This window comes from Kitasatospora sp. NPDC004799 (genome assembly GCF_040609095.1).
In the GTDB taxonomy this organism is placed as follows: Bacteria; Actinomycetota; Actinomycetes; order Streptomycetales; family Streptomycetaceae; genus Kitasatospora.
The window spans coordinates 1-5,860 of the sequence record NZ_JBEXJK010000487.1; the positions used below are offsets into that span (position 1 = coordinate 1).

General features: G+C 75.2%; 5 protein-coding genes. 2 read left to right on the forward strand and 3 right to left on the reverse strand.

Features of this window, described 5'->3' with window-relative positions; all coding sequences use genetic code 11:
- Positions 1–93 precede the first annotated feature (93 nt).
- Together ABZW03_RS36120 and ABZW03_RS36125 are read right to left on the reverse strand one after the other, a co-directional pair.
- Entirely contained in the window at positions 94–741 is a 648-nt protein-coding gene (locus tag ABZW03_RS36120) for an HNH endonuclease family protein (RefSeq protein WP_355268263.1), read from the reverse strand.
- 188 nt (positions 742–929) lie between these two features.
- On the reverse strand, positions 930–2,405 hold the full coding sequence (locus tag ABZW03_RS36125; RefSeq protein WP_355268266.1) for an amino acid permease: 1,476 nt from the start codon (positions 2,403–2,405) through the stop codon (positions 930–932).
- 423 nt (positions 2,406–2,828) lie between these two features.
- On the opposite strand from ABZW03_RS36125, the gene ABZW03_RS36130 reads away from it, so the two are divergent.
- The gene (locus tag ABZW03_RS36130) at positions 2,829–3,044 is read left to right on the forward strand and encodes a hypothetical protein (RefSeq protein ID WP_355268268.1); all 216 of its coding nucleotides are present in this window, start codon (positions 2,829–2,831) and stop codon (positions 3,042–3,044) included.
- Positions 3,045–3,158: 114 nt separating this feature from the next.
- Here the strand turns inward: ABZW03_RS36130 and ABZW03_RS36135 are convergent, their stop codons facing one another.
- Positions 3,159–4,157 carry a deoxyribonuclease IV gene (locus ABZW03_RS36135; protein ID WP_355268270.1) on the reverse strand — a complete coding sequence of 333 codons (999 nt, stop codon included), beginning with the start codon at positions 4,155–4,157 and terminating at the stop codon, positions 3,159–3,161.
- A gap of 213 nt (positions 4,158–4,370) precedes the next feature.
- On the opposite strand from ABZW03_RS36135, the gene ABZW03_RS36140 reads away from it, so the two are divergent.
- Positions 4,371–5,774: a cytochrome P450 gene (locus ABZW03_RS36140; protein ID WP_355268273.1), complete on the forward strand. Its 1,404-nt coding sequence runs from the start codon at positions 4,371–4,373 to the stop codon at positions 5,772–5,774.
- Positions 5,775–5,860: the final 86 nt, after the last annotated feature.

Below are 5,860 nucleotides of genomic sequence, written 5' to 3' on the forward strand. Positions count from 1 at the left end.
GGGCCGTCGGGGCCGGCCGTCGTGGCGTAGGGGCCGTCGGGGCCGGCCGTCGTGGCGTAGGGGCCGTCGGGGCCGGCCGTCGTGCCGTCGGTGTCAGCAGTTGTCGAGGATGCCGGTGAGCGCGCTCTTCTCGGCGCTGTCCACGCTCAGGCCGTAGTACTGCTTCACCTGCACCCAGGCGCGGGCGTAGGTGCAGCGGTAGGAGGCCTGGGGGAGCCACTCGGCCGGGTCGCGGTCGCCCTTGGAGCGGTTGCTGCCGGCCGAGACCAGCAGCAGCTGGGGGCGGCTGACGTCGTTGGCGAAGGCCTGCCGCCGGGCGGTGGTCCAGGCCCAGGCGCCGGAGGCCCAGGCCTCGGAGAGCGGCACCAGGTGGTCGACGTCGAAGGTGGAGGCGTCGGTGGTGGTCGCGCCGTCGTACGGCGAGGACCAGCTGCCGCCGGTGGCCTTGCAGGCGGTGTCGGTGGTGACGTTGCTGCCGTCCCGCTTGACGATCCACTCGCGGGTGTCGCAGGTGCCGCTGATGGTGATCCAGGCCGGGAACAGCGTGCGGTCGTAGGTGTCGCCGTGGCTCTCCGCCGTGGCGGGCATCGCGGCGAGGTAGCTGCGGGCGGTGGCCGCGGAGATCGGGGTCGGCAGGGCGGCCTGGGCGGGGGTGCCGGCCGTGACCACGGTCACGGCGGCGAGGGCGGCGGCAGCCGGTATGGCGGACAGGAACCGGCGCACGGGGGCAGTGGGGGCCATGGCGGACGCTCCATCATCAGATCGGATGAACTGCTGAATTGCGTGCGCCAGTCTGGCGATCCGGTCACCTACGCGGGTAGATCCGGGAGGTGAAATCCTCGTGCACATCGGACGTGCACCGGACAAGTCCGGCGTGCGTCACGGGTGTTCGGGGTGGTGTGTCCGATGTCCGGCTGCCGCCGGGGAGTTCAGTCGCGGCGGCGGGCCGCCATCCAGACGTAGACCAGGATGCCCGCGAAGAGGAACAGGACGCCCTGGTAGACGGCGGCGTAGCCGGCCCCGGCGAGCAGCCAGAGCGAGAAGGCGAAGGCGCCGAGGCCGAGGACGGCGTCGCGCACCAGCCGCCCGCGGTCGACCTTCTCGCCGGCCCCGCGCACCAGCCAGTAGAGCTGGGCGGCGGTGGAGAGCAGGTACGGCACGGTGGCGGTGAAGGTGGTGATCAGCACCAGCATGTCGAACGCGCCCTTCGCGCCGCTGGCGAAGTTGAGCACGGTCAGCGCCGAGGCCAGCGCGACGCTGACCAGCACGCCGAAGGTCGGCACCCCGCGCCGCTCCTTGCCGAAGGCGGCCGGGAACAGGCCGTCCTTGGCGGCCGCGTACGGGGCCTGGGCGGAGAGCAGGGTCCAGCCGTTGAGGGCGCCGGTCATCGAGACCAGTGCGGCGACGGCGATCGCCGTGCCGCCCCAGCCGCCGCCGAACATGGCGTCCACGGCGTCCGAGAACGGCGCGGTGGAGTGGACGAGCTGCTGGTGCGCCACGGTGCCGAACACCGCGACCGTGCCGAGCAGGTAGACCACCGCCGCACCGGTGGTGCCGAGCACGCTGGCCCGGCCGACGTTGCGCTCCGGGTCGCGGACCTGGCCCGCGCTCATCGCCGCCGACTCCACGCCCAGGTAGCTGAACAGCAGGATCGCCGCCGCCGCGGTCATGCCGCCGGCCCAGCCCTGGCCGCTGGCGTCGAAGGCCCCGAGGTTCTTCGGGTCGAAGAAGAACAGGCCGCCCACCGAGACCAGCAGCAGCGGGACGAACTTCAGCACGGTGGAGACGAGTTGGACCGAGCCCACGAAGCGGGTGCCGGCCAGGTTGGCCAGCGCCGGGAGCCACTGGATGGCCAGCGCGGCGGTGATCTCCAGCGGGACGGAGTGGTGGAGCGGCAGCAGCACGTCCAGGTAGCCGACGGCGGCCACGGCCAGCGCGGCGTTGCTGACCCAGGTGGTGATCCAGTACGACCAGGCGGACAGGAAGCCGGCGAAGTCCCCGAAGGCCTCGCGGGCGTAGACGTACGGTCCGCCGGTGCGCGGGTTGCGGCGGGCCAGCTGCCCGAAGACCAGCGCCAGTGCGATCGCGCCCACGGTGAGCACCGCGAAGGCGAGCAGGCTGACCGTTCCGAACGGCGCCACCGCGGCCGGGATCATGAAGATGCCGCCGCCGATGATGTTGCCCATCACCAGGGCGGTGGCGGTCGCCAGCCCGAAGCGGCGGCCGGTCTTCTGCGGCGTCGGGCCGGCCGGCGTCGGGCCGATCGGCCTCGGGTCGGTCGGCGTCGGGTCGGTCGACGTCGGGCCGATCGGCGCGGAGCCGTCCGACGGGGAGCCGACCGGCCCCGGGGTCTCCGGGCCGTTCGGGCGGGTCGCCTGCCGGGGTGCGGCGGGGCTGGTCTGCATGAGGGTGGTGCGCCTTTCGTGGTGCTGCTCCCGCTGCTGCGCGCGCTCGGTGGAGCGCCGTGGAGCGACCGTTCATGCTCGGACCGGGCGGTACCTTGCACCAAATCGACGGGATTTGTTCAGTTCGCCCGGTCCGTCACCGCAAGACTTGCGGTCGCGGGGCGGCCGGACGGGCACTCGTCCGGCACTCTCCGCCCGGCTGTTCGACCGGATTCACGGATGTACGCCCGGATTCGTCCGGCCGGGGGAGTTGCCTCACCCGAATGCCTCAGCCGGGTTGCGGCGTGCGCCCGAAGCCGCGCGTTCGTGTGCCAACGTGGGCGCGGCGCCTCCCCGGTGGGGCGTCGCCCAGCCCGTCGGGCGGCCGAACCGGCCGGTCGGGGGCGCGGGTTGAGGACCCGAGACGAACCAAAAGGACATCAGATGTCGCTTCGTGGGAAGATCCGCAAGCTCGCCGTGATCGTCGCCGTGGCCGGTGCCGTGGTGGCGGTCCCGACCTCGGCCATGGCGGGGGGCTTCGCTCCGTCGCAGTCGGAGGGGCAGAGCCTGGAGTCCGGCACCGCGGGTGTCGGCCTGTTCGGCCCGCACGCCACCTGGTTCAACTACGCCGAGCACGGCGAGAGCAACTGCGACTGCTGATCCCCGCAGCCGCGGGTTCGAAGACAGGCCCGAGCCCGGAGGCCGTTCGTCGGCTTCCGGGCTCACGCCTGTCCGATGGCTTCCGGGCTCACGCCTGTCCGGCGGCCTCCGGCCTCACGCCTGCCCGGCAGCGGCCGGCTCCCGCACCGCCGCCGGGCGCGGCCCGGTGGTCCGGGCCCGGACGGCCGCCCGGGCCCGCAGCTCCTTCAGCACCGCGATGTCCCTCGCGTGCCCGGTACCGTCCCCGCCGTGCTTGCGGTCCGGGGTCTCCACCACCAGCGGCACCCCGGCCGTCTCCGGGTGTTCGAACAGCTCGCGGAACGGCTCGGCGCCGATCATTCCGGCGCCGATGTTGGCGTGCCGGTCCTTGCGGGCGCCGACGACGTCCTCGGAGTCGTTGGCGTGGATCAGCCGCAGCCGGCCCGGACCGGCCGCGGCGGCCAGGGCGTCCAGCGCGGCCGTCACCCCGCCCGGCTCCGCCAGGTCGTGTCCGGCCGCGAAGGCGTGGCAGGTGTCCAGGCAAACTCCCACCTTCGGGTGATGGTCCAGCGCCGCCACGTACTCGGCCAGCTCCTCCAGCCGCGAGCAGAGCGAGCTCCCCTGGCCCGCCGTCGGCTCCAGCAGCAGCCAGGGCGCGTCGTCGCCCAGTCCGTCCAGCTCCTCCAGCAGCGGCCGGACGTCCGCCCGGACCTGCGCCATCGCCTCGGCCCGGCGCGAGCCGCCGCCGGGCGCGGAACCGACCGCCGAGCCGGTGTGCAGCACGACGCCGAGCGCGCCGATGGCGTGCCCGCGGCGCAGCGAGTGCCACAGCGATTCGGCCGAGCGCTCCCGGGTGGCCGGGTTGTCCGAGCCGAAGTTGATCAGGTACGGAGCGTGCACCCAGGCCGGGATGGCCCGTTCGGCGCAGGCGGTGCGGAACGCCTCGTCCTGGGCCGGGTTGCCCGGGGGAGTGGCCCAGCCGCGCGGGTTGGCCACGAACACCTGCACCGTCTCCGCGCCGACCCGGTCCGCGTACGCCAGGCCGGTGCCGGCCAGCCCGCGGCCGGCCACCGGGACATGGGCGCCGATCGGGTTGCGGAGGGCGGCGACGGGCGGTACGTGCACGGTGGTCATGGCCCCGAGCATGTCACGCGCCCGGCCCCCGGCGGCGGGCGGGCCGGTCCGGAGCCCCCGGGGACCGGCTCCCGAGGCCCGGCTCCCGGTGCGCGAAAGAAACGTTTCGCTGTACTCGATCGAGTGAACCCGGCCCGGAAACCGGCGTCCGCACCGCCCCGCTCCGTCACGATCCGTGACCAGATGGACCTCGCGACTCCCGAGGAGGCAGCCGTGGCCACCGTCGAACCGGTCGAGACCGTCGACCTGCGCGCCGACCACCTGATCCGCGACCCCTTCCAGGCCTTCGCCGACCTGCGCGAGCGCGCCCCGCTCGCCCGCGCCACCATCCCCGGGGTGGAGCCGTTCTGGATCGCCGTCCGCTACCAGGACGTCCGCACCGTGCTCTCCGACCCGCGCTTCGTCAACGACGTGAACGCCGTCGACGGCCCGGCCCCCGTGGACAGCCCGGCCACCGTCGACGGCCCGGCCCCGGTTGACGGCCCGGCCACCGCTGACCGCCCCGCCGTCGCCGGAGCCCTCGACGTCGGCGCCACCCCCACCGACCGCCCCGCGCACCGCACCGAGCAGGTCTGGCGCGCCCGCGGCATGCCGCCCGAGTGCGCGAAGTACCTGCGCGCCGGCGTCTTCGGCGCGGACGGCGCCCGGCACCGCCGGATGCGCGGCCTGGTCCACCCCGCCTTCACGCCCGGCGCGGTGGAGCGGCTGCGGCCCCGGATCGAACGGCTCGCCGAGGAGTACGCCCGGGCGCTGCCCGGGCACGCCGGCCCGGACGGCGTGGTCGACCTGGTCGCGCACTTCGCCTACCCGCTGCCCGTGACGGTGATCTGCGAACTGCTCGGCATCCCGGAGCCGGACCGCCCGCGGTGGCGCCGCTGGAGCTCCTACCTCGGCCGGGGCGCCGGGCCCGGCCTGGACGAGGCGCTGCGCGCCATGGTGGCCGCCGCCCGGGAGCTGGTCGAGCGCCGCCGGGCCGAACCGGCCGACGACCTGCTCTCCCGGCTGGCCGCGGCGGAGGGCGACACCCTCGCCCCGGTGGAGACCGTCTCGCTGATCCTCAACCTGATCGTGGCCGGGCACGAGACCACCGCCACCCTGATCGGCAACGGTACGGCCGCGCTGCTCGCCCACCCCGAGCAGCTGGCGCTGGTCCGGGCCGACCCGGGCCTGCTGCCCGCCGCCGTCGACGAGCTGATGCGCTGGTGCGGCCCGACCATCGGCGGGGTGCCGCGGTACGCGACGGAGGACCTCACCCTGGCCGGCACCCTGGTCCGCAGGGGCGAGGCGGTGATGCCGATCCTCGCCGGCGCCAACCACGACCCGCGGGCCTACGCCGAGCCGGAGCGGCTGGACGTCTGCCGGGCCGGTGCGCCGGCCCGGGCCGGGCACCACGAGGCGCACCTGGGCTTCGGCCACGGCACCCACCGCTGCCTGGGCGCGGTGCTGGCGCACCAGGAGGCGGTGGCCGCCTTCGCCACCCTGCTGCGGATGTACCCGCGGCTGGCGCTCGCGGTCGGCCCGGAGGCGGTGGAGCGCGGCCCGAACCCGGCCGCCTGGCACCTCGCCGCGCTGCCCGTCCGGCTCGGGCCGCAGGCCCCGCCGACGGCCGCGGACTGACCCGGGCCGCCAGGCCCGGCCGTCCGACCCCCCCAACAGCCGTCCGACCCCACCTGGCGCACCCGGCACCCCTGGCACCTCCGACC

What these genes read in the sequence shown, in the direction of transcription:
- ABZW03_RS36120 (WP_355268263.1), bottom strand. Translation starts at nt 741, where the DNA reads ATGGCCCCCACTGCCCCCGTGCGCCGGTTCCTGTCCGCCATACCGGCT.
- ABZW03_RS36130 (WP_355268268.1), top strand. Translation starts at nt 2,829, where the DNA reads ATGTCGCTTCGTGGGAAGATCCGCAAGCTCGCCGTGATCGTCGCCGTG.
- ABZW03_RS36135 (WP_355268270.1), bottom strand. Translation starts at nt 4,157, where the DNA reads ATGACCACCGTGCACGTACCGCCCGTCGCCGCCCTCCGCAACCCGATC.
- ABZW03_RS36125 (WP_355268266.1), bottom strand. Translation starts at nt 2,405, where the DNA reads ATGCAGACCAGCCCCGCCGCACCCCGGCAGGCGACCCGCCCGAACGGC.